Source organism: Rhodosalinus sp. FB01, from assembly GCF_041365715.1.
Taxonomy (GTDB): Bacteria; Pseudomonadota; Alphaproteobacteria; order Rhodobacterales; family Rhodobacteraceae; genus Rhodosalinus.
Genome location: NZ_JBGFSH010000004.1, coordinates 294,064 through 313,484 on the forward strand (window position 1 = coordinate 294,064; position 19,421 = coordinate 313,484).

20 protein-coding genes and 1 pseudogene are annotated in these 19,421 nt (G+C 71.6%); 13 read left to right on the top strand and 8 right to left on the bottom strand.

The window, feature by feature from the left end; genetic code table 11:
- Positions 1–6 precede the first annotated feature (6 nt).
- The 3 genes from AB6A65_RS08460 to AB6A65_RS08470 form a co-directional block, all read right to left on the bottom strand.
- Complete coding sequence (locus AB6A65_RS08460; RefSeq protein WP_371037932.1) at positions 7–717, bottom strand: alpha/beta fold hydrolase; 711 nt, start codon at positions 715–717, stop codon at positions 7–9.
- A gap of 114 nt (positions 718–831) precedes the next feature.
- Positions 832–1,809: an alpha/beta hydrolase gene (locus AB6A65_RS08465; protein WP_371037933.1), complete on the bottom strand. Its 978-nt coding sequence runs from the start codon at positions 1,807–1,809 to the stop codon at positions 832–834.
- The gene (locus AB6A65_RS08470) at positions 1,802–2,566 is read right to left on the bottom strand and encodes an alpha/beta fold hydrolase (protein WP_371037934.1); all 765 of its coding nucleotides are present in this window, start codon (positions 2,564–2,566) and stop codon (positions 1,802–1,804) included. Before AB6A65_RS08470 ends, AB6A65_RS08465 begins: the two co-directional genes overlap by 8 nt.
- A gap of 179 nt (positions 2,567–2,745) precedes the next feature.
- Between AB6A65_RS08470 and thrS the strand changes: the two genes are divergently transcribed.
- The 5 genes from thrS to AB6A65_RS08495 all read left to right on the top strand — a co-directional run bounded on the left by thrS (position 2,746) and on the right by AB6A65_RS08495 (position 7,469).
- Entirely contained in the window at positions 2,746–4,704 is a 1,959-nt protein-coding gene (thrS, locus tag AB6A65_RS08475; RefSeq protein WP_371037935.1) for a threonine--tRNA ligase, read from the top strand.
- Between the two features lie 217 nt (positions 4,705–4,921).
- The gene (locus AB6A65_RS08480; RefSeq protein WP_371037936.1) at positions 4,922–5,215 is read left to right on the top strand and encodes a DUF2282 domain-containing protein; all 294 of its coding nucleotides are present in this window, start codon (positions 4,922–4,924) and stop codon (positions 5,213–5,215) included.
- Between the two features lie 81 nt (positions 5,216–5,296).
- Positions 5,297–6,154 (top strand): DUF692 family multinuclear iron-containing protein, encoded by an 858-nt coding sequence (locus AB6A65_RS08485; RefSeq protein ID WP_371037937.1) that lies wholly within the window; start codon positions 5,297–5,299, stop codon positions 6,152–6,154.
- Positions 6,151–6,906, top strand: a complete 756-nt coding sequence (locus AB6A65_RS08490; protein WP_371037938.1) for a putative DNA-binding domain-containing protein — start codon at positions 6,151–6,153, stop codon at positions 6,904–6,906. Before AB6A65_RS08485 ends, AB6A65_RS08490 begins: the two co-directional genes overlap by 4 nt.
- A 2-nt stretch (positions 6,907–6,908) precedes the next feature.
- The gene (locus tag AB6A65_RS08495) at positions 6,909–7,469 is read left to right on the top strand and encodes a DoxX family protein (RefSeq protein WP_371037939.1); all 561 of its coding nucleotides are present in this window, start codon (positions 6,909–6,911) and stop codon (positions 7,467–7,469) included.
- Here AB6A65_RS08495 and AB6A65_RS08500 read toward each other — a convergent pair.
- Together AB6A65_RS08500 and AB6A65_RS08505 are read right to left on the bottom strand one after the other, a co-directional pair.
- Positions 7,453–7,821: a hypothetical protein gene (locus tag AB6A65_RS08500; protein WP_371037940.1), complete on the bottom strand. Its 369-nt coding sequence runs from the start codon at positions 7,819–7,821 to the stop codon at positions 7,453–7,455. The two genes, AB6A65_RS08495 and AB6A65_RS08500, sit on opposite strands and share 17 nt — an antisense overlap.
- Positions 7,822–7,868: 47 nt before the next feature.
- Positions 7,869–8,183, bottom strand: a complete 315-nt coding sequence (locus AB6A65_RS08505) for an arsenate reductase family protein (protein WP_371037941.1) — start codon at positions 8,181–8,183, stop codon at positions 7,869–7,871.
- A gap of 218 nt (positions 8,184–8,401) precedes the next feature.
- On the opposite strand from AB6A65_RS08505, the gene AB6A65_RS08510 reads away from it, so the two are divergent.
- Complete coding sequence (locus tag AB6A65_RS08510; RefSeq protein WP_371037942.1) at positions 8,402–8,608, top strand: cold-shock protein; 207 nt, start codon at positions 8,402–8,404, stop codon at positions 8,606–8,608.
- A gap of 7 nt (positions 8,609–8,615) precedes the next feature.
- Here the strand turns inward: AB6A65_RS08510 and AB6A65_RS08515 are convergent, their stop codons facing one another.
- Entirely contained in the window at positions 8,616–9,521 is a 906-nt protein-coding gene (locus AB6A65_RS08515) for a LysR family transcriptional regulator (RefSeq protein ID WP_371037981.1), read from the bottom strand.
- Between the two features lie 93 nt (positions 9,522–9,614).
- On the opposite strand from AB6A65_RS08515, the gene metF reads away from it, so the two are divergent.
- From metF to AB6A65_RS08545, 6 genes and pseudogenes are all read left to right on the top strand, one after another.
- Positions 9,615–10,481, top strand: coding sequence for a methylenetetrahydrofolate reductase [NAD(P)H] (gene metF, locus AB6A65_RS08520; protein ID WP_371037943.1), 867 nt, complete (start codon positions 9,615–9,617; stop codon positions 10,479–10,481).
- Positions 10,482–10,660: 179 nt separating this feature from the next.
- Positions 10,661–11,260, top strand: a pseudogene (locus tag AB6A65_RS08525) (CDP-alcohol phosphatidyltransferase family protein); the annotation flags it as partial.
- Between the two features lie 26 nt (positions 11,261–11,286).
- Positions 11,287–12,486: an ABC transporter substrate-binding protein gene (locus AB6A65_RS08530; RefSeq protein WP_371037944.1), complete on the top strand. Its 1,200-nt coding sequence runs from the start codon at positions 11,287–11,289 to the stop codon at positions 12,484–12,486.
- A 64-nt stretch (positions 12,487–12,550) separates the two neighbouring features.
- Complete coding sequence (locus AB6A65_RS08535) at positions 12,551–14,227, top strand: ABC transporter permease (protein ID WP_371037945.1); 1,677 nt, start codon at positions 12,551–12,553, stop codon at positions 14,225–14,227.
- Positions 14,224–14,859 carry an ATP-binding cassette domain-containing protein gene (locus AB6A65_RS08540; RefSeq protein WP_371037946.1) on the top strand — a complete coding sequence of 212 codons (636 nt, stop codon included), beginning with the start codon at positions 14,224–14,226 and terminating at the stop codon, positions 14,857–14,859. The genes AB6A65_RS08535 and AB6A65_RS08540 overlap by 4 nt, the downstream gene beginning before the upstream one ends.
- 66 nt (positions 14,860–14,925) lie before the next feature.
- Entirely contained in the window at positions 14,926–15,714 is a 789-nt protein-coding gene (locus tag AB6A65_RS08545; protein WP_371037947.1) for a cobalamin-binding protein, read from the top strand.
- On the opposite strand, the gene AB6A65_RS08550 is transcribed toward AB6A65_RS08545, so the two are convergent.
- Complete coding sequence (locus AB6A65_RS08550; protein ID WP_371037948.1) at positions 15,635–16,669, bottom strand: NAD(P)-dependent oxidoreductase; 1,035 nt, start codon at positions 16,667–16,669, stop codon at positions 15,635–15,637. The genes AB6A65_RS08545 and AB6A65_RS08550 overlap by 80 nt on opposite strands.
- 81 nt (positions 16,670–16,750) lie before the next feature.
- Entirely contained in the window at positions 16,751–17,635 is an 885-nt protein-coding gene (locus AB6A65_RS08555; protein WP_371037949.1) for a LysR substrate-binding domain-containing protein, read from the bottom strand.
- A 105-nt stretch (positions 17,636–17,740) separates the two neighbouring features.
- Here AB6A65_RS08555 and AB6A65_RS08560 point away from each other — a divergent pair, with 105 nt between their 5' ends.
- On the top strand, positions 17,741–19,339 hold the full coding sequence (locus tag AB6A65_RS08560) for a GMC family oxidoreductase (protein WP_371037950.1): 1,599 nt from the start codon (positions 17,741–17,743) through the stop codon (positions 19,337–19,339).
- The last annotated feature ends 82 nt before the right edge of the window (positions 19,340–19,421 follow it).

Consider the following 19,421-nt stretch of genomic DNA (forward strand, 5'->3'; position numbering starts at 1 on the left):
GCGCGCTCAGCGCAGGACGAACGGCGCGCTCAGCCACTCTGACAGAGCCTCGGTGGTATCCTCCGGCACCTCGAGAGGCGGCAAGTGCCCGGCCCCGTCGATGATCCGCAAGGTGGCGCCGGGGATGAGCTCCGCCAGGAAGACGTGGCGCTTCACCGGCATGAGCGTGTCCTCGGCCCCGCAAAGCAGCAGCGTGGGCACCTCGCACCGACGCAGTGTCGCCTGCTGGTCGCGCCGGCGCTGAAGCGCCCGGATCTGTCGCGTGAACGCCTCGACGCCCAGCCCGCGCGCCATCTCTGCGAGCGTCGCCATCACCTCGAAACGGCCGGGCCCCGGTGCCAGGTGATCCGGCCGGATCACCTCGGCCACCGCGGCGTCGAGCGCCCCGCTGCGCGCCCGGACGATGAGGGGATCGCGCTCCCCGGCTTGCGCGGGCGTCTCGGCCAGCGGCTCGGTGTCCATGAGCGCCAGCCGCGCCACCCGGTCGGGCGCGCGGCGCAGGATCTCCATGGCGACCATGCCGCCCAGGCCCAGACCGCCCAGCGCGAACCGTTGCGGCAGTTGCGGCAGGAGGTGCGAGGCGATCTCTTCCACCCGCTCCCCGCCCGCGAGCGGGGCCACCGTCACAGGGCGATCGCGGCCGAGCGCGGTGATCTGCGGCAGGAAGAGGCGCGCGTCGCACATGAACTCCGGCAGAAGGACGAGCGGTTCAGCCATGCACCGCCTGCCCGTTCGTGACGTCCTGCGCCGTCTGCCCGTTCATCCCGCTCCCCCGCCTGTCTGCGGCCGTTTCGATAGCAGCCCCCGGACGGAGGGGCCATAGGCCCGCGCTCACCCCTCCGGCAAGGCGCGGATCCATGCCGTGATCGCCGTCGCGGCGGCGTCCGTCAGTCCGGGCGACAGGATATCGCCCGCGAGGACATGGGCGGCGGGATCGTCCGTGGAGCCGGGGGACACCGGGTGCAGTCTTACCGCGCCGCCCCAGCGCGCGGCCACCGCGCGCGTGGCGTCCGCGCGCACGACCTGGTCGTCATCCGAGAACCAGAAAAGCGCGGGCACCCCGATGCCGCCCGGATCGAGCCTGCGCACATGCGCGACGAGCGCGGCCATGGGCAGGAGCGCCTCCACCGGATAGCTCTGCGTCCAGTAGCGCGCATGCGCCTCGTTGCGCGGCTCGAACCCCCGCGTCGGTCCGAGAATCCACGACAACCAGATCCGGGCGGCGGGCCAGGTGAGCAGACCCGCGAAGCGCCCGTGAAGGGCGTAGTTGGGCGACACCAAGACGACGCCGGCCACGCCCTCGGCCAGTTCGGGCCGGCCGAGGGCCAGCGTGACGAGCGTGGCGCCCGTCGAGGTGGCGATCACGACCACGCGGTCACCGGCGGCGCGCGCCGCCGCGAGGCCTTCGGCAAGGTCCGACATCCAGCCCGCGACGCTGGCTTCGGCCATGGCCGCCCCGCCCCGGCCGTGGCCCTGAAGCCGCGTGAAGACGAGGTTCGCGCCAAGCGCCCCGGCCACGCGGTCGGGCACCGGGCGGATTTCCTCGGACGTCGCCGAAAACCCGTGAACGTAGAGGATCGCCAGATCCGTGCGCGCGCCCGGCGCGCCCGCCCAGAGCACGCGCTTTTCCGTGCCGGGCACGATATCGTCGAAGCGCGCCTCCGCATCGGCGAAATGCCGGTCGAGATCGCCCAGCGCCTCGGGCGCCACGGGCGCGGCAACGGCCACCGGCTCGCGCGGGCCCAGAAACCAGAACGCCGCAGCCGCCGTCGCGACGAGAAGAAGCGCCCAGGCCACCGCCCTAGCCACGCCGGCGCGCGGCGCGGGCGCGCACCTCCTCCACGCTGTCGGTGATCAGCTCGAGGCAATCCGGCTCCGAGAACCGGTGATCCGCCCCCTCGACAAGGGTCAGCCGCATGTCCGGACCGGTGGCGTGGTCGAGAAGCGCGAGCGCCACCGCGCGGTCGACGTCCGCATCCGCGGTGCCCTGAAGGAAGCGCGCGGGAAAGGGCAGATGCAGCGCGGCGCGCAGCACCAGATGCGCGCGCCCGTCCTCGATAAGCCGCTTCGTGATCGGATAGGGCTCGCCGTAGTCGGAGGGCAGGTGCACCACGCCGTCGCGTTCGAGATCGGCGCGCTGCTCGGCGTCGAAGCCCGCCCACATCGCGTCCTCCGTGAAGTCGGGCGCGGCGGCGACGGTGACGAGGCCGGCCACCCGCTCGGGGTTGGCCCGCGCGGTCAGCAGCGCGATCCAGCCGCCCATCGAGGAGCCCACGAGCACCTGCGGCCCCTCGGTCAGCGCATCCAGCACCGCCTCCGCGTCCTCGGCCCAGTCGCCGATGCACCCGTCGGTGAAGGCACCCGAGCTTTGCCCGTGGCCGGAGTAGTCGAAGCGCAGGAAGGCGCGGCCCGCGTTTCGCGCCCAGTCCTCGAGGTGCAGCGCCTTGGTGCCTTCCATGTCGGACATGAAACCGCCGAGGAACACCACGCCCGGCCCCTCGCCCGGGGTCCGATGATAGGCGATGCGGCGCCGCTGCGGCGTGTCGAGATAGCTGGGCTCTGTCATGGATCCTCCGATCGGTGGCGCGCGAAGAGTGCCCGCGATCGGGCCGGGTGAAAAGCCCCGGCGGGTGTCGGCACGACACCGTCATCCTTGACTTCCCGGGCCCGTCCCGCCATGTCGCCCGCGAACCCTGACCCGCAACCGGGCGCTTCGTAGGCGCCGAACCGACGAGGAGAGCGGACATGGCCCGCGACCAGTCCACCGTTCCCCTGACCTTCCCCGATGGCTCCGTCCGCGACTTTCCCGCCGGGATCACCCCCGGCGAGATCGCCGAGGGAATTTCCAAATCGCTCGCGAAGAAAGCGATCAGCGCCGACGTGAACGGCGCCCACTGGGACCTGCAATGGCCGATCGAGGCGGATGCCGCGATCGCCATCAACACCATGGCCGACGACGCGCCCGCGCTCGAACTCATCCGGCACGACCTCGCCCACATCATGGCGCGCGCGGTGCAGGAGATCTGGCCCGAGGTGCGCGTCACCATCGGCCCCGTCATCGAGAACGGCTGGTATTACGACTTCGACCGCGCGGAGCCCTTCACCCCGGACGATCTCGGCGCGATCGAGAAGAAGATGCGCGAGATCATCGACCGCCGCGACCCGGTGACCACCGAGGTCTGGGAGCGCGACCGCGCCATCCGCTACTACGAGGCGAACAACGAGCCCTACAAGGTGGAGCTCGTCGAGGCGATCCCGGAAGGACAGCCCATCCGGATGTACTGGCACGGCCACTGGCAGGATCTCTGCCGCGGCCCGCACCTCGCCCACACCGGGCAGGTCCCCGCCGACGCCTTCAAGCTGATGAAGGTGGCCGGCGCCTACTGGCGCGGCGACAGCTCGCGCCCGATGCTCCAGCGCATCTACGGCGTGGCCTTCAAGGACCGCAAGGCGCTCAAGGATTACCTGACCTTCCTCGAGGAGGCGGAGAAACGCGACCATCGCCGCCTCGGCCGCGAGATGAAGCTCTTCCACTTCCAGGAAGAGGCGCCCGGCATGGTGTTCTGGCACCCCGACGGCTGGACGATCTACCGCGAGCTTCAGGACTACATGCGCCGGCGGCTCGACGCCGCGGGCTACCGCGCGATCAACACGCCCCAGGTTGTGGACCGCAAGCTCTGGGAGGCGTCGGGCCACTGGGACAAGTACCGCGAGAACATGTACATCACGGAGATCGACGAGGAGCACGCCAACGAGAAGCGGGTGAACGCGCTCAAGCCGATGAACTGCCCCTGCCACGTGCAGGTCTTCAACCAGGGCATCAAGAGCTACCGCGACCTGCCGCTCCGGCTGGCCGAGTTCGGCTCCTGCCACCGCTACGAGGCGCATGGCGCGCTGCACGGGCTGATGCGCGTGCGGGGCTTCACCCAGGACGACGCGCACATCTTCTGCACCGAGGACCAGATCGAGCAGGAATGCGCGGGCTTCATCGAGCTCTTGTCCAAGGTCTACAAGGACACGGGCTTCGGCAGCTTCGACATCAAGCTTTCCACCCGTCCCGATGTGCGCGTGGGGTCCGACGCGGTCTGGGACAAGGCCGAGGCGGCGCTCGAGAAGGCGATCCTCTCGGTCAGGAACGACTACGAGATCGACCCGGGCGAAGGCGCGTTCTACGGCCCGAAGCTCGACTTCAAGCTGACCGACGCGATCGGGCGCGAGTGGCAGTGCGGCACCTTCCAGGCCGACTTCAACCTGCCCGAGCGGCTGGACGCGAGCTATATCGGCGCGGACGGCGAGAAGCACCGCCCCGTCATGCTGCACCGCGCGATCCTGGGCAGCTTCGAGCGATTCATCGGGATCCTGATCGAGAACTACTCCGGCAGGCTGCCCATGTGGCTTGCGCCGCGTCAGGTCGTCGTGGCCTCGATCACGACCGACGCCAACGATTATGTCGCGGAGGTTGTCGCGGCGCTGCGCGCGGCCGGGCTTCGTGCGGAGGCCGACACACGCAACGAGAAGATCAACTACAAGGTGCGCGAGCATTCGCTCGCCAAGGTGCCGGTGATCCTCGCCTGCGGCCACCGCGAGGTCGAGGAGCGCACGGTGACCATCCGGCGCCTCGGCGAGAAGGCGACCAGCACCGAGCCGATGGACGCCTTCGTGAACGCGCTGGCCGACGAGGCGCGCGCGCCCGACCGTTTGTAACATTCGGGGGCGGCGCGCCCGGGCGGCGCCCGCCCCGACGCCGGCGATCGCGGCGTTGCCCCATGCAGGTCGCGAGCCGGTCTCACGGCCCCGTCACTCGCGATGACGGCGCCGTGAAGCACGCGGCCGTGACTGGCGTGTCATGTCGTCGCAGCGGTATGACTCCCCCAGCCGCGGCTCCGCGGCAGCACGGACCAAACTGGAGGGAGATCCACAAATGTCCATCACGCTGAAATCCGCCGCAGTCGCCGGCGCTGTCGCCGCCGCCCTGTCGTCCTATGCCGGCACGGCACACGCCCAGGCGCAGGAGAAGTGCTACGGCGTCTCGCTCGCCGGCGAGAACGACTGCGCGGCCGGCCCCGGCACGACCTGTGCGGGCACGTCCACCGTCGATTACCAGGGCAACGCCTGGACCCTCGTGGACGAGGGCACCTGCGAATCGATGGAGCTTCCGGGGGACCGGATGGGATCGCTCGAACCGCTGGAGCGTGACCTGCCGCAGCAGGGCTGACACGCGGCGGAGCTTTCGGGGCGGGCCGAACGCCCGCCCCTTCCCCCACCGCCTGACCCGACGCAAGGGAGACCGCCCGCCATGTTCGACGCATCAGGCCAGGACATATCGCTTCCCGCGCGTGTCGGCGTGGGCTTCAAGGCGAAGCATTTCGCCGGCCTCACGGCGGAGCCGGGGCCCGTCGGCTGGATCGAGATCCACGCCGAGAACTACATGGGCGCGGGCGGACGCCCCCGCGCGCAGCTCGCCGCGCTCGCCGAGCGCTTTCCCGTTTCGGTGCATGGCGTCGGTCTGTCGATCGGGGGGCAGGCGCCGCTCGACCGCGATCACCTCGCGCGGCTCAAAACCCTTTGCGACCGGATCGCGCCCGCGAGCTTTTCCGAGCACCTTGCCTGGTCCACCCATGACGGCGCGTTCCTGAACGATCTTCTGCCCCTGCCCTACACGCGCGCCACCCTCGCGCGCGTCGCCCGCCACATCGACGAGGTGCAGGAGGCGCTCGGGCGGCGGATGCTGCTGGAAAACCCGTCGAGCTACCTCGCCTTCGCCGAAAGCGAGATGAGCGAGACCGAGTTCCTTTCCGAGATCGCCCGGCGCACCGGCTGCGGCCTGCTGCTCGACGTCAACAACGTCTTCGTGTCGGCCACCAATCTCGGCCATTCGCCGCAGGATTACGTGGACGCCTTCCCGGTCGCGCATGTGGGCGAGATCCATCTCGGCGGCCACGACGAGGACGCCGACGACGCCGGCGCGCCGCTTCTCATCGACAGCCACGGGCGCGAGGTGGCCGACCCGGTCTGGGCGCTGCTCGACCGGGTTCTGGATCGGGCGGGCCCGCGCCCGCTGCTCGTCGAATGGGACACCGACGTGCCGGACTGGCCGGTGCTCCGCGCCGAGGCCGGCCGCGCCGCCGCCGCGCTGGAGCGCGTGGCCGCATGAACCGCGAGACCGAGTTCCGCGCCGCGCTGCTCGATCCCGTGCGTCCGGCGCCCCCGGGGCTGACCGACGGGACGGGCCGGCCGGCGGCACGACGCTTCGACGTCTACCGCAACAACGTCACCGCGAGCCTGCTCGAGGCGCTCGAGGTCGGGTTTCCGCTGCTCGCGAAGCTCACCGGGGCCGCGGCGTTCCGCAACATGGCGCTGGCGTTCCTGCGCGCGCACCCGCCCGAGGATCCGCGCCTCGCGCTCTACGGGGCCGCGCTGCCGGGGTTTCTGGAACGCTTCGCGCCGCTCGCCCGCCACGGCTACCTGCCCGACGCGGCGCGGCTGGACCTGGCGCTCCGCCACGCCTATCACGCCGCCGACGCAGAGCCGATCGCGCCCGACGCGCTCGCCGCGCTGCCGCCCGACAGGCTGATGCACACCCGGCTTTCGCTCGCGCCCGCCGTGTGCATTCTGCGCTCGCGCTGGCCGCTCCACGCGATCTGGGCCTTCAACATGGTCGAGGGCGCGCCGAAACCGGCGCCCGGCGCGCAGGACGTGCTGGTGGCGCGCCCGGGCTTCGATCCCGCGCCGCATCTGCTGCCGCCGGGCGGCGCGGCCTTCGTGGCCGCGCTCGCCGACGGTGCGCCCTTCGGCGAGGCCCATGCCGCCGCCGAGGCCGCCGCGCCCGGCTTCGACCTCGCCGCGACGCTCGGCCTCCTTCTCGGGGCCGGCGCGATCACCGGCCTCACGCCACCCGAGGAATGACGATGAACGCCCTTCTTTCCCTCTACGACCGCGCCACCGACCCGCTGGACCGCGAGACGGTGATCCTGCCCACCCTCGCGCGCTTCCTCTTCGCCGCGGTGCTGCTGGTCTATTTCTGGCATGCGGCCGGAACGAAGACGGGCGACGGCCTTTTCGGTCTCTTGCAGCCCTCGATGGGTGCCTACGCGCAGATCTTCCCCCGGCAGATGGAGGCCGCGGGCTTCGATACCTCGCAGCTGGGGCTCTGGCACTGGCTGGTCGTCGTGTCGGGCACGCTGGCGGAGTTCGTCCTGCCCGCGCTTGTGGTTCTGGGCCTCGCCACGCGGCTCGCGGCGCTTGCCATGATCGGGTTCATCGCGGTGCAAAGCCTGACCGACCTCTACGGCCATGGCGGGATCGAGCATGCCGAGACGCTGGGGGCGTGGTTCGACCGGTTCCCGGACGGGGCGATCCTGGATCAGCGCGCGCTCTGGGTGTTCCTGCTGCTCACCCTCGTTCTGAAGGGCGCGGGGCCGCTTTCGCTGGACCGCCTGCTGGCGACCCGCCTCAGAAATGCGCCTTAGGCTCGTCGGGCTTGCCCGCGGCGAGCGCGAGTAGCCCGCCGAGCCCCGCGAAGGCGATGGGAAACATCGTCGCCACGTTGAACCCGAAGGCGTGATACATGCCGCCCGCGGACAGGATCAACAGGAGGCCGCCCCAGAGCGCCCGGGCGCGCGCCATCGCCCCGCCCGCGATCGCGAGGAGCGGCGAGAGGATCGAGGTCGCCTGGATCAGCCTCTTGTTGTCGAGCGGGCCGAAGATTTCGTCGACCTCGGCGAACCGGTTCGAGAGCTCGACGTAGCCGTACCCGAAAAAACCCACGACCATGCCGATCACCCCGGCGATGATCCCGAGCGTCAGTGCCGCGTTGCGCATGGCGTCCTCCTTGACCTCTTCTTCGCGAAATGGGCCCGCGCGCGGCACTATCCGACAAGCGCCGCGCGCACCTCGTCCGACCAGCCGAGATAGAGCGTTCCGCCGTCGTCGATAAGCGGGCGCTTCATGACCGCCGGCTGGCGCGCGATGAGCGTTTCGGGCGCGAGCGCGCGGTCCTCCTCCGACAGCGCCCGCCAGGTGGTGGAGCGCCGGTTCACCAGATCCGGCCCGAATTGCGCGGCCGCGCGCCGGAGCACCGGTTCGGGCAGCCCTTCGGCCCGGATATCCACGAGCCGCGCCTCCGGCAGGGATTTCAGCGCCTTTCGGCAGGTGTCGCAGGTCTTCAGCCCGTAGATCAGCATGCGCATCGCTCCGTCGATCGCCCCCGATGTCCTACATTGCGCGCGGCCCGGGATCACCACCGTTTTGCTTGCATTTTACATTTCGCATGCAATCCTTCCCTTGCGGCAACGGCCATTCAGATTTCCGGCTCGACCTTCCGATTCCGGACCTGACGTCCGGACCGCGCTTCGCCTCCGCGGCGGGGCTGACGACGGAAGACGGAAAGGAGACACGGAAAATGCCGACAGGCACCGTGAAATGGTTCAACACGACCAAGGGTTACGGCTTCATCGCGCCCGAGGACGGCGGCAAGGACGTCTTCGTGCACATCTCGGCCGTGGAGCGTTCCGGAATGACCGGGCTCGCCGACAACCAGAAAGTGTCCTACGAACTCATGGAAGGCCGGGACGGCCGCACCATGGCGAGCGACCTGAAGGCGCTCTGAAAGCGCCTCACGCCGCCTGCATCCGCTCCGCCTCGCTGCGCGCGAGGCGGATGAGGTCCGCCATGTAGGGCTTCTCCGCGTCCTCGGCCCGGGTCGCCGCGTAGAGGCTGCGAGTGATCCCGTTCGCGGTCAGCGGACGGGTCACGTAATCGGAGCTGTATTTCACCTCGCGCACGACCCAGTCGGGCAGCACCGACACGCCGCGGTTCGACGCGACGAGCAACAGGATCACCGCGGTCAGTTCCACCTGCCGAATCGCCGCGGGCTCCACCCGCGCGCGGCTCAGAAGCTGGCTGAAGACGTCGAGGCGCGACCGCTCCACCGGGTAAGTGATGAGCGTTTCGCCCCTGAAATCCTCGGCCTCGACGAAAGGTTTCGCGGCCAGCGGATGCGCGGACGCCGCCACGAACACCGGGGAATAGTCGAAGAGCGGCGTGAACGTCACGCCCGGCAATTCCTCGGGGTCCGAGGACACCACGAGGTCCACGTCCTCCTTGGCGAGCGCCGGCAGCGCGTCGAAGGCGAGGCCCGGGCGGATGTCCACGTCCACGTCGGGCCAGAGCTTCCGGAAGCCCTCGAGGACCGGGAAGAGCCACTCGAAACAGGCGTGGCACTCGATCGCGATGTGCAGCCGACCCGAGCGGCCGGCGCGCAGCCCCGCGAACTCCGCCTGCGCCGCCTCGATCTCGGGCAGCACGCGCTCGGCGAGCCGCAGAAGCCTCTGGCCCGCCGCGGACAGGCGCATGGGCTTCGAACGCCTTACGAAAAGCTCCACCCCCGTCTGCTCCTCGAGCCCCTTGATCTGGTGGCTGAGCGCCGACTGCGTGATGTTGAGCGCATCCGCCGCGCGGGCCAGCCCGCCATTGTCGTGAATGGCCTTGATCGACCGCAGGTGCCGCAATTCCAGGTGCATCTTCATGTTCGACTCATCTTGGTCTTGAGATTTATGAGTTTGTTTCCCGTCCGCCCGCGTGCGACAAGGCGCGGAACGATTGGAGGGTCAGGCATGTCCGCACCGCGCGTCTCTTTCGAGTTCTTTCCGCCCAAGTCGCTGGAAGCGTCCTTCCGGCTCTGGGACACCGTGCAGGTGCTCGCGCCGCTCTCGCCCCGCTTCGTCTCCGTCACCTATGGCGCGGGCGGCACGACGCGGGAGCTCACCCGCGACGCGGTGGGAACGCTCCACAAGCATTCCGGCCTCGACGTGGCGGCGCATCTGACCTGCGTGAACGCCTCGAAGGCGGAGACACTCGCGATCGCCGAGGGCTTCGCCGAGGCGGGCGTGACCCAGATCGTGGCGCTGCGCGGCGATCCGCCCAAGGGTGCGGGCGGTTTCACGCCCCATCCCGAGGGCTTCGCAAGCTCGGTGGAACTGGTCGAGGCCCTCGCCGCCACGGGGCGCTTCAAGATCCGCGTCGGCGCCTATCCGGACCCGCATCCCGAGGCCGGGCACGACGGGGCCGACATCGACTGGCTCAAGCGCAAGATCGACGCCGGCGCGGCAGAGGCGATCACCCAGTTCTTCTTCGAGCCGGAAACCTTCTTCCGGTTCCGCGACCGCTGCGAGAAGGCGGGACTCGACGCGCCGATCACGCCCGGCATCATGCCGATCGAGAACTGGGACGGCGTGAAACGCTTCGCCAAGGGCTGCGGCGCGGTCATTCCCGACTGGCTCGACCGCGCCTTCGAGAAGGCGCGCCGCGACGGGCGCGAGGATCTGCTGGCCACGGCGGTGTGCAGCGAGCTCTGCAGCAAGCTCATCGACGGCGGCGTGGAGACGCTGCACTTCTACACGCTGAACCGGCCCGAACTCACCCGCGACGTCTGCTTCGCGCTGGGGCTCAAGCCCGATCTCCAGCTCGAGAACGTCGCCTGAGACTAGGGCGGGGCAAGGCGCCTCAATCGCCTTGCGGCGCTGCGTCCCACGGGCGCGGCGACACCGCGCGGGGAGCGCGCCGGAAGGGCCTTCGAAGGCCCTTCCGGCACGCCGCCCCTGACGTCGCTTTCACGGAATTGGGACTCGTGCGCCGCGCTCGCCTCGCCTAAGACGACGCCATGTTCGACGCCCGCCTCCGCCCGCTGATCGACCCGCCGCTCGACGCCCTCGGGCGTGTCGTCGCGCGCCGGGGCATCACGGCCGATGCGGTGACGCTCGCGGGCCTTGCCCTCGGCCTCGCTGCCGCCGGCGCGATCGCTCTGGGATACCTGCTTCCGGGCCTTTTCCTCCTGCTTGCCAGCCGTCTCGCCGACGGCCTCGACGGCGCCGTGGCCCGCGCCACACGGTCCTCGGACTTCGGCGGCTACCTCGACATCACGAGCGATTTCCTCTTCTACGGCGCGGTGCCCCTGGGGTTCGTCTGGCTCGATCCCGCCGCCAACGGCGCCGCGGGCGCCTTCCTGCTTCTCAGCTTCTACGTCAACGGGGCGAGCTTTCTGGGCTTCGCGATCCTCGCCGAGAAGCGGAAGATGCGCACCGACGCGCGCGGCGTGAAGTCCCTCTACTTCACGGGCGGGCTGCTCGAGGGGGCCGAGACCATCGCCTTCTTCGTGCTGCTCTGCCTTCTGCCGCAGCATTTCGCGCCCATGGCCTGGGCCTTCGGCGTGCTCTGCTTCGTCACCGCCGCCTCGCGCCTTCTGCTGGCGCGGAAGGTCTTTCCGAAACCCCCCGACGGGGATCCCGCATGCCACGACTGCTCGCCGCGCTTCTCGCCGCCCTGCCCGCCTCTGCCCTCGCCGACCCGGACCCGGCGGACTGGGACGCCGTGCTCGAGGAGGCGCGCGGCCAGACCGTCTACTGGAACGCCTGGGGCGGCTCGACCACCACCAACGATTTCATCGCCTGGGTCGGCCAGCGCGTGGCCGGGGAGCACGGTGTCTCGCTCGAGCACGTGAAACTGTCGGACACCGCCGACGCGGTGAGCCGCGTGCTCGCCGAGAAGACCGCGGGCCGCGACGCGGGCGGCGCCGTCGATCTCATCTGGATCAACGGCGAGAACTTCGCCGCCATGAAGGAGAACGGCCTTCTCTTCGGCCCGTTCGCCGAGGACCTCCCGAACTGGCGCCATGTCGATGTGGAGGGCAAGCCGGTCAGGGTGGACTTCACGGTGCCCACCGACGGCTACGAAAGCCCCTGGGCCACGGCGCAGGTGGTCTTCATGTACGACACCGCGGACATCCCCGGGCCGCTGCCCTCGATGCAGGCGATCCTCGACTGGGCCGAGGCCAACCCGGGGCGCTTCACCTATCCCCAGCCGCCCGACTTCCTAGGCTCCACCTTCCTCAAGCAGGCGCTTTACGGGGTGGTGGAGGACCCGGACGTGCTTCGGGCGCCGGCCGCGCAAGCGGACTACGAGGCCGTGACCGCGCCGCTATGGGCCTTCGTGGACGCGCTCACGCCGCATCTCTGGCGGCAGGGCCGGGCCTATCCGCAAAGCGGGCCGCGCCAGATCCAGCTGATGGCCGACGACGAGATCGACCTCGCGATCTCCTTCAGCCCCGGCGAGGCGTCGGCCGCCATCGCCGATTTCCAGCTGCCCGCCACGGTGCGCACCTTCGTGCCCGAGGGCGGCAGCATCGGCAACGCGAGCTTCGTGGCGATCCCCTACAACGCCTCGGCCAAGGCCGGGGCGATGGTCGTCGCCAACTTCCTCCTGTCGCCCGAGGCGCAGGCCCGCGCGCTCGACCCCGACGTGCTGGGCTACGGGACGGTGCTCGACCTCGACACGCTCTCGCCCGGGGACCGCGCCCGCTTCGACGCGATCGAGCTCGGTATCGCCACCTTGCCACCCGACGCGCTCGGCCCCGCCCTGCCCGAGCCGCACCCTTCCTGGATGGAACGCATCGAGCAGGACTGGATCGCGCGCTACGGCGTCACCGAATAGCGTGGAGGCCCGCGCCGCCACCGCCGGCGCGGCGCGCGCCGGGCAAGCGCCCCGGCGCGGCCGGGTGCTGCCCGTCGTCCCCGCCCTCACCGTCGCGCTTCTGCTTTTGCCCGTGGCCGCGGGCCTGGCCGGCACGCTTCTGCCCGCCTTCGGCATCCTGCCCGCGATCGGACGCGCCGCGCCCGGCCTCGATGCCTTCCGGTCGCTTCTCGACTGGCCCGGCCTTGCGGCGGCGTCGCGGCTCAGCCTCGTCACCGGCCTCGCGGCGACGGCGCTCTCGCTCGCCGTCACGGCGCTCATCCTCGCCTCGTGGTCGGGCACGCGCGTCTTCGGCGCGATCCGCAGGGCGCTCTCGCCGCTGCTTTCCGTCCCGCATGCCGCGGCGGCCTTCGGGCTTGCCTTCCTGATCACGCCCTCGGGCTGGGTCATGCGCGCGCTCTCGCCCTGGCCTTCCGGCTTCGAGCGGCCGCCGGACTGGCTGGTCGTGCAGGATCCCTGGGGCCTCGCCCTCGTCGCGGGGCTCGTGGCGAAGGAGGTGCCCTTTCTCCTGCTCATGTCCATCGCGGCGATGGGCCAGACCGACCAGGCCCGCGCGCTGACCACCGCGCGGGCGCTGGGCCACGGGCGCGAGGCGGGTTGGCTCGTGGCGGTGTTTCCCAGGCTCTACGCCCAGATCCGCCTGCCGGTCTACGTCGTGCTCGCCTACTCGATGACGGTGGTGGATGTCGCCGTGATCCTTGGACCGAACACGCCCTCCACCCTGGCGGTGCAGCTCGTGCGCTGGATGGCGGATCCGGACCTCGCGCTGCGCCTACAGGCGGCGGCGGCGGCGGCGCTGCAACTGGGCCTGGTGCTGGGCGCGCTGGCCCTGTGGCGCGCGCTGGAGGGGGCGGCGGCGGCGCTTGGACGGGCCTGGATCCGCACCGGCCGCCGGGGCCCCCGGGACCGCGCGCTTCGGGTCCTGTCCCTCGGGCTGGCGCTGGTCTCGTCCACCGCCGTACTGGCCGGGCTCGGGGTGCTCGCGCTCTGGTCGGTCGCCGCGCTCTGGCCCTTCCCGGAGGCGTTCCCCGACGCGCTCACCGGGCGAAGCTGGGCGCGCCACGGTCCCGAACTGGGCGCGGCGCTGCGCCAGACGGCGGTGATCGCGCTCATCGCAACGCTGGCCGCGCTCGCGCTTGCCATCGGCTGCCTCGAGGCCGAGTACCGCCATGGCCTGCGCCTGCGCGCGGGCGGGCTGTGGCTGCTTTACGCGCCGCTGCTGGTGCCGCAGGTGGCGTTCCTGCCCGGCGTTCAGGCCGCGATGCTGGCCGCGGGCCTCACCACCGGGATCTGGGCGGTGACGGCCGCGCATCTTCTCTTCGTCTTTCCGTATGTCTTTCTCGCGCTCGGCGACCCGTGGCGCGCATGGGACGCGCGCATGGGCACGGTGGCGCGCACGCTCGGGGCCGGGCCCGAGCGGGTGCTCTGGCGGGTGCGGATGCCGATGCTGCTCGCCCCGGCGCTGACCGCCGCCGCGGTGGGCTTCGCCGTTTCCGTGGGCCAGTACCTGCCCACCCTGCTCGTGGGCGGCGGGCGCGTGGCCACCGTGACGACGGAGGCTGTGGCGCTCGCCGCGGGGGGCGACCGGCGCGCCATCGGCGTCTACGCGCTGGCGCAAACGGCCGCCGCGCTCCTGCCCTTCGCGCTGGCGCTCGGCCTGCCGCGCCTCGTCCATCGCGATCGCCGGGGGATGCGGCCATGAGCGGGGGCCTCGTGCTCGAGGGGCTTCGCATCCTTCGGGGCGGCACGCCGCTTCTGTCGCTCGACCTCGCCGTGGCCCCGGGCGAGGTCGTCTCGGTCATGGGGGCCTCGGGCTCGGGGAAATCCACGCTACTGGCCGCCGTGATCGGCACGCTCGGCCCTCCCTTCACGATGAGCGGGCGGGTCCGCCTCGACGGCGAGGACGTGACCGCCCTGCCGCCCGAGCGGCGCGGCATCGGCATCCTCTTCCAGGACGACCTTCTGTTCCCGCATCTCTCGGTCGGCGACAACCTTGCCTTCGGCCTCGCGCGGAGCGTGCGCGGCCGGGCGGCACGGCGGGCGGCGGTGGAGGCCGCGCTCGCCGAGGTGGGGCTCGCCGGCTTCGCCGGGCGCGACCCGGCCACGCTGTCGGGCGGGCAGAAGCTGCGGGTGGCGCTGATGCGCACGCTCCTGGCAGAGCCGCGGGCGCTCCTTCTCGACGAACCGTTCTCGAGCCTCGACGCCGACCGCCGCGCGCAGGTCCGCAGCCTCGTCTTCGCCCGCGCGAAGGACCGGGGGCTGCCGGTGCTCATGGTCACCCACGACGGGGCCGACGCCGAGGCGGCGGGCGGGCCGGTGGTCAGGCTGGGCTGAGGCCCCTTGCATCGGCTGGGCGAAGCCGCGACCGTCCCGGCCGACTGCCACCGAAGGAGACCGGACATGCGCCGCTTCCCGCCCGACCGGATCGTCTGCCTGACCGAGGAGGCGGTCGAGACGCTCTACCTTCTGGGCGAGGAGGACCGGATCGCGGGGGTCACGGGCTATGCCGTGCGGCCGCCGCGCGTGCGCCGCGAGAAGCCCCGCGTGGGCGCCTTCACCTCGGCCGACATCCCGAAGATCGTGGCGCTGGAACCCGATCTCGTCCTGGCCTTCTCGGATCTTCAGGCGGAGATCGCGGCCGAACTGGCGCGCGCCGGCGTCGCCGTGCATCTCTTCAACCAGCGCGACGTGGCGGGGATCCTCGCCATGATCCGAACGGTGGGCGCGCTGGTGGCCCGGCGCGCGGCGGCCGAGGAGCTTGCCGCGGGATACGAGGCACGCCTCGCCCGCCTCGCCGCAGGCGTGCCGAACGGGCCGCGGCCACGGGTCTACATCGAGGAGTGGGACGAGCCGCTCATTTCCGGCATCGGATGGGTGTCCGAGCTCGTCGGCGTGGCCGGCGGCGAGGACGTGTTCGCCCCGCTCGCCGCCGCACCCGCCGCGCGCGACCGGATCGTCGTGCCCGAGCAGGTGATCGCCGCCGCCCCCGAGGTGATCGTGGCCTCCTGGTGCGGCAAGAAGGTGCGCCCCGAACGCATCGCCGCGCGGCCCGGCTGGGACGCGATCCCCGCGGTGCGGGCGGACCGCATCCACGAGATCAAGTCGCCGCTCATACTTCAGCCGGGTCCGGCGGCGCTGACGGACGGGCTGGATGCGCTGACGGCGCTTCTGGACGCGGCGCGCCGGTAGCCGCGCGGCCCGGCGGGACGACCTCGTAGCCCGGCGCCTCCGGCTCGTCGTCCACGAGTGCACGCGGAAAGCCCTCGGCCAGCACCTCGAGGCCGGTGGCCGCCTCGAGCCGCTCGATCACGCGGTCCGACTGCGCGGCCACGCCGAGCCGCGCCTGCGCGTCGGTGACGATGCGGATGATCTCGGGCGACAGCTCGAGCGGCACGCCATGCGCCTCGGCGATGCGCTGGAAGAGGCCGATGTCCTTCTGCACGAGATCGAGGGTGAAGTTCACGTCGCGCGACCCCGAGAGGATGAGCTGGCTTTCGGTCTCGTGCACGAAAGAACTGCCGGAGCTGATGCGGATCGCCTCGTAGGTCGTGGCCATGTCGAGCCCCGCGGCCTTCATCGTCACCAGCGCCTCGCAAAGGCTCAGAAGATTCGCGGTGGCGAGGTAGTTCGTCATCACCTTGAGCGTCGAGGCGGTGCCGATCGGCCCGGTGTGCAGCACCCGCCGTCCGAGGACGGCGAGGAGCGGCATGACGTGGTCCACGCTGTAGCGCTCGCCGCCCGCGAAGATCGAGATGTTGCCCGTGGCGGCGCGGTGACAGCCGCCCGAGACCGGGCATTCCACGGCCCGGCCGCCGCGCCGCGTCACGAGGGCCGCCAGGCGCCGCACCTCCGCGGCGTCAGTCGTCGACATCTCGATCCATGTCTTGCCGGGGCTCATGGCCGGCAGCATCGCCCGCACCACCGCGTCGGAGGCGGCGGGGCTCGGCAGGCAGGTGATGACCGTGTCGCAGCGTTCCGTCACGGTCGCGGGGTCGTGCCCCTCGTGCGCGCCGCGCGCGACGAAGGCGCCGACCCGCGCCGCGTCGAGATCGCTCACCGACAGATCCGCCCCGTTCCTCAGAAGGCTTCCGGCGAGATTGGCGCCAAGGCTCCCCAACCCGATGAAACCGATCTTCCCGTCCATTGCGCACCCGTCCTGCACTGCCTCGCCGACCATGAGCGTCGCGCGGCGCGCGGCGTCTGGCAAGCGGCATTCGCCCGCCTCTCAGCCGGTGAACTCGGCCACCAGCCAATCCCGGAAAAGGCATGCCTCGGGCCGTGTGCGGCCCGCCTCCGTCAGAACGGCGTAATGCGCCTCGTCATGGGCGATCTCGATCGGCCCGGGGCAGACGACCCGGCCGGCCTCCAGGTAGGGCTGCGCGAGATCCCGCGCGATGAGCGCGACGCCGAGCCCCGCCGCCACCATCTCCAGCGCGACGAGCGACGAATCCACGCCGAGCCCAGTCCCGGTCGAGCCCGGGTCGAGACCGAACCGCCGCGCGGCCAGATGCCAGAGGCTCTCGCAGCCGGCGACATGGATGGCGCGCGGCGCCACCGCCTTCAGAAGCGCCGCGGGCTCGCCGGGCGCGGGCGCGCCGCCCGGCGCGGCGACGAGGCACGAGACGGGCTCGGTCAGCCTGTGCGACCCGGGCGCGGCCCACCGCCCGTCGCCGTAGCGGATGTCGATGTCCACCCGGTCCTCGTCGGACGCCTCGGCCCAGATCGAGGTCGAAAGCCGCAGCGGGACGTCGGGGCGCGCCTCGCGGAAGCGTCCCAGCACCGGGGCGAGGCGGAGGGCGGCGAAGCTTGGCGGCGCGCGTACCACCACCATCTCGGCACGGCCCGGCCCGAAAAGCCCCGCCGTGGCGGTCGACAGCTCCTCGAAGGCGCGGCGCACCGAGGGCAGGTAGGCCTGCCCCATCTCGTTGAGCGCGACGCCCCGCGGCAGCCGCCGGAAAAGCGGAAACCCGAGCCGTGCCTCGAGCGCGCGGATCTGCTGGCTGACGGCGGCGGGCGTCAGGCCAAGCTCTTCGGCCGCGGCGGCGAAGCCGCCATGGCGCGCCGCTGCCTCGAAGCTGCGCAGCCAGGCAAGGGGCGGCAGGGATTTCATCGCGGATGACCAAAGCGCAATGGGGTCATACCCGCAAATTCCATTGTTTGTCTTTGGTCAGCAAGCCTGAAACCCTCCGTCTTGCATGGGTCGGAGACCGGGCACATGGAAGAGTTCGACTACGTCATCGTGGGCGCCGGCTCGGCCGGCTGCGTGCTTGCCGACCGGCTGAGCGCGTCGGGCCGGCACAGCGTCCTCCTGCTCGAGGCGGGGGGCGCGGGGCGCTCGCCCTGGGTCCGGGTACCGCTCGGCTACGGGCAGCTCTTCCACCACCCGCGCATGAACTGGCGCTTCCGCTCCGAGCCGGATGCGGGCTTGGGCGGGCGCGACCTCTACTGGCCGCGCGGGCGGCTTCTGGGCGGGTCGAGCGCGATCAACGCGATGGTCTACTGCCGCGGCTTGCCCGAGGATTACGAGGACTGGGCGGCCGCGGGCAACCCGGGCTGGGGCGCGGCGGAAACCGCCGCCGCCTTCGAGCGCGTGGAGCGGCGCGTCGGCGCGGACGGCCGCGCGACCGGCGACGGCGCGCTCTGGGTGACGGACTGCTCGAGCGAGCATCATCCCGTCTCGCGGCGCTATCTCGACGCCGCGCGGGAGGCCGGGCTTGCCGAGGGCGACACCGTGACCGGAGAGGGCGCGGGGCCCTACCACGTCACCACGCGGCACGGCCGTCGCTGCTCCTCCGCCGACGCCTTCCTCGCGCCCGCCCGGCGACGCCGGAACCTCGTCGTGCGCACGGGGGCAGAGGCGACGGGACTTGTCTTCGATGGCGCGCGGGCGGTCGCGGTGCGCTACCGCAAGGGCGGCGCGGACCGTGTCGCACGCTGCCGGGCCGAGATCCTTCTCGCCGCAGGCGCCGTGAAGTCGCCGCAGCTCCTGCAGCTTTCCGGGATCGGGCCCGGCGCGCTTCTGGCGGGGATGGGCGTCCCGGTGCGGGTCGACAATCCCGCCGTCGGCGGGGGGCTGCAGGATCACCTCGCGGTCAGCTACATCTTCCGCGCCACGGAGGCGACGCTCAACCAGGCGCTCGGCCGGCGCGCGGGACAGCTTGGCGCGGCGCTGCGCTATCTCCTGACGCGGCGCGGGCCGCTGTCGCTCAGCGTGAACCAGATGGGCGGGTTGCTGCGCGGCGCCCCCGGGGCGGCCCGGGCGGGCGTACAACTCTATTTCAACCCGCTCAGCTACACCACGGTCCTGACGGGCCGCCGGCCGCTTCTGAAACCCGACCCGTGGCCCGGCTTCTGCCTCGGCTTCAATCCGTGCCGGCCGACGAGTCGCGGGCGCAGCGACATCGCGTCGCCCGATCCCGCCCAGGCGCCGCGGATCCGGCCCAACTATCTTTCGACCAACGAGGACATCGCCCAGGTCGTGGAAGGCGCGCGGCTGGTGGAGCGGCTTCTCGGGACGCGGGCGCTGCGCGGGCTCGTCGCAGGCGCGGAAAGCTTCACGCCCGAGGGGGCGGGCGACGGCGCCATCGTCGAGGATTTCCGCGCGCGCGCCTCCACCGTCCTCCACCCTTGCGGAACCTGTCGCATGGCACCGCGGGAGGCGGGCGGCGTGGTCGCTCCGGCGCTGCGCGTCTGGGGCGTGGAGGGGCTGCGCGTGGTGGACGCCTCGGTCTTTCCGAACATCACATCGGCCAACACGAACGCCCCCGCCATCATGACCGCCACTCGCGCGGCCGACATGATCCTCGCCGGTTAGGCGCGGCCCGCGCCGCGCGGGCGCGGCATGGGCACATCCGGCGCGATGTCCCGAAAAGCGACGGTTCCCGGCCCGGGGGCCG

Excerpts from the sequence above, each read along its gene's own strand:
- AB6A65_RS08485 (WP_371037937.1), top strand. The coding sequence starts at position 5,297 with ATGTTCGACGCATCAGGCCAGGACATATCGCTTCCCGCGCGTGTCGGC.
- AB6A65_RS08480 (WP_371037936.1), top strand. The coding sequence starts at position 4,922 with ATGTCCATCACGCTGAAATCCGCCGCAGTCGCCGGCGCTGTCGCCGCC.
- AB6A65_RS08530 (WP_371037944.1), top strand. The coding sequence starts at position 11,287 with ATGCCACGACTGCTCGCCGCGCTTCTCGCCGCCCTGCCCGCCTCTGCC.
- AB6A65_RS08515 (WP_371037981.1), bottom strand. The coding sequence starts at position 9,521 with ATGCACCTGGAATTGCGGCACCTGCGGTCGATCAAGGCCATTCACGAC.
- AB6A65_RS08460 (WP_371037932.1), bottom strand. The coding sequence starts at position 717 with ATGGCTGAACCGCTCGTCCTTCTGCCGGAGTTCATGTGCGACGCGCGC.
- thrS (WP_371037935.1), top strand. The coding sequence starts at position 2,746 with ATGGCCCGCGACCAGTCCACCGTTCCCCTGACCTTCCCCGATGGCTCC.
- AB6A65_RS08470 (WP_371037934.1), bottom strand. The coding sequence starts at position 2,566 with ATGACAGAGCCCAGCTATCTCGACACGCCGCAGCGGCGCCGCATCGCC.
- AB6A65_RS08540 (WP_371037946.1), top strand. The coding sequence starts at position 14,224 with ATGAGCGGGGGCCTCGTGCTCGAGGGGCTTCGCATCCTTCGGGGCGGC.
- AB6A65_RS08495 (WP_371037939.1), top strand. The coding sequence starts at position 6,909 with ATGAACGCCCTTCTTTCCCTCTACGACCGCGCCACCGACCCGCTGGAC.
- AB6A65_RS08490 (WP_371037938.1), top strand. The coding sequence starts at position 6,151 with ATGAACCGCGAGACCGAGTTCCGCGCCGCGCTGCTCGATCCCGTGCGT.
- AB6A65_RS08545 (WP_371037947.1), top strand. The coding sequence starts at position 14,926 with ATGCGCCGCTTCCCGCCCGACCGGATCGTCTGCCTGACCGAGGAGGCG.
- AB6A65_RS08555 (WP_371037949.1), bottom strand. The coding sequence starts at position 17,635 with ATGAAATCCCTGCCGCCCCTTGCCTGGCTGCGCAGCTTCGAGGCAGCG.
- AB6A65_RS08550 (WP_371037948.1), bottom strand. The coding sequence starts at position 16,669 with ATGGACGGGAAGATCGGTTTCATCGGGTTGGGGAGCCTTGGCGCCAAT.
- metF (WP_371037943.1), top strand. The coding sequence starts at position 9,615 with ATGTCCGCACCGCGCGTCTCTTTCGAGTTCTTTCCGCCCAAGTCGCTG.
- AB6A65_RS08560 (WP_371037950.1), top strand. The coding sequence starts at position 17,741 with ATGGAAGAGTTCGACTACGTCATCGTGGGCGCCGGCTCGGCCGGCTGC.
- AB6A65_RS08505 (WP_371037941.1), bottom strand. The coding sequence starts at position 8,183 with ATGCTGATCTACGGGCTGAAGACCTGCGACACCTGCCGAAAGGCGCTG.
- AB6A65_RS08510 (WP_371037942.1), top strand. The coding sequence starts at position 8,402 with ATGCCGACAGGCACCGTGAAATGGTTCAACACGACCAAGGGTTACGGC.
- AB6A65_RS08500 (WP_371037940.1), bottom strand. The coding sequence starts at position 7,821 with ATGCGCAACGCGGCACTGACGCTCGGGATCATCGCCGGGGTGATCGGC.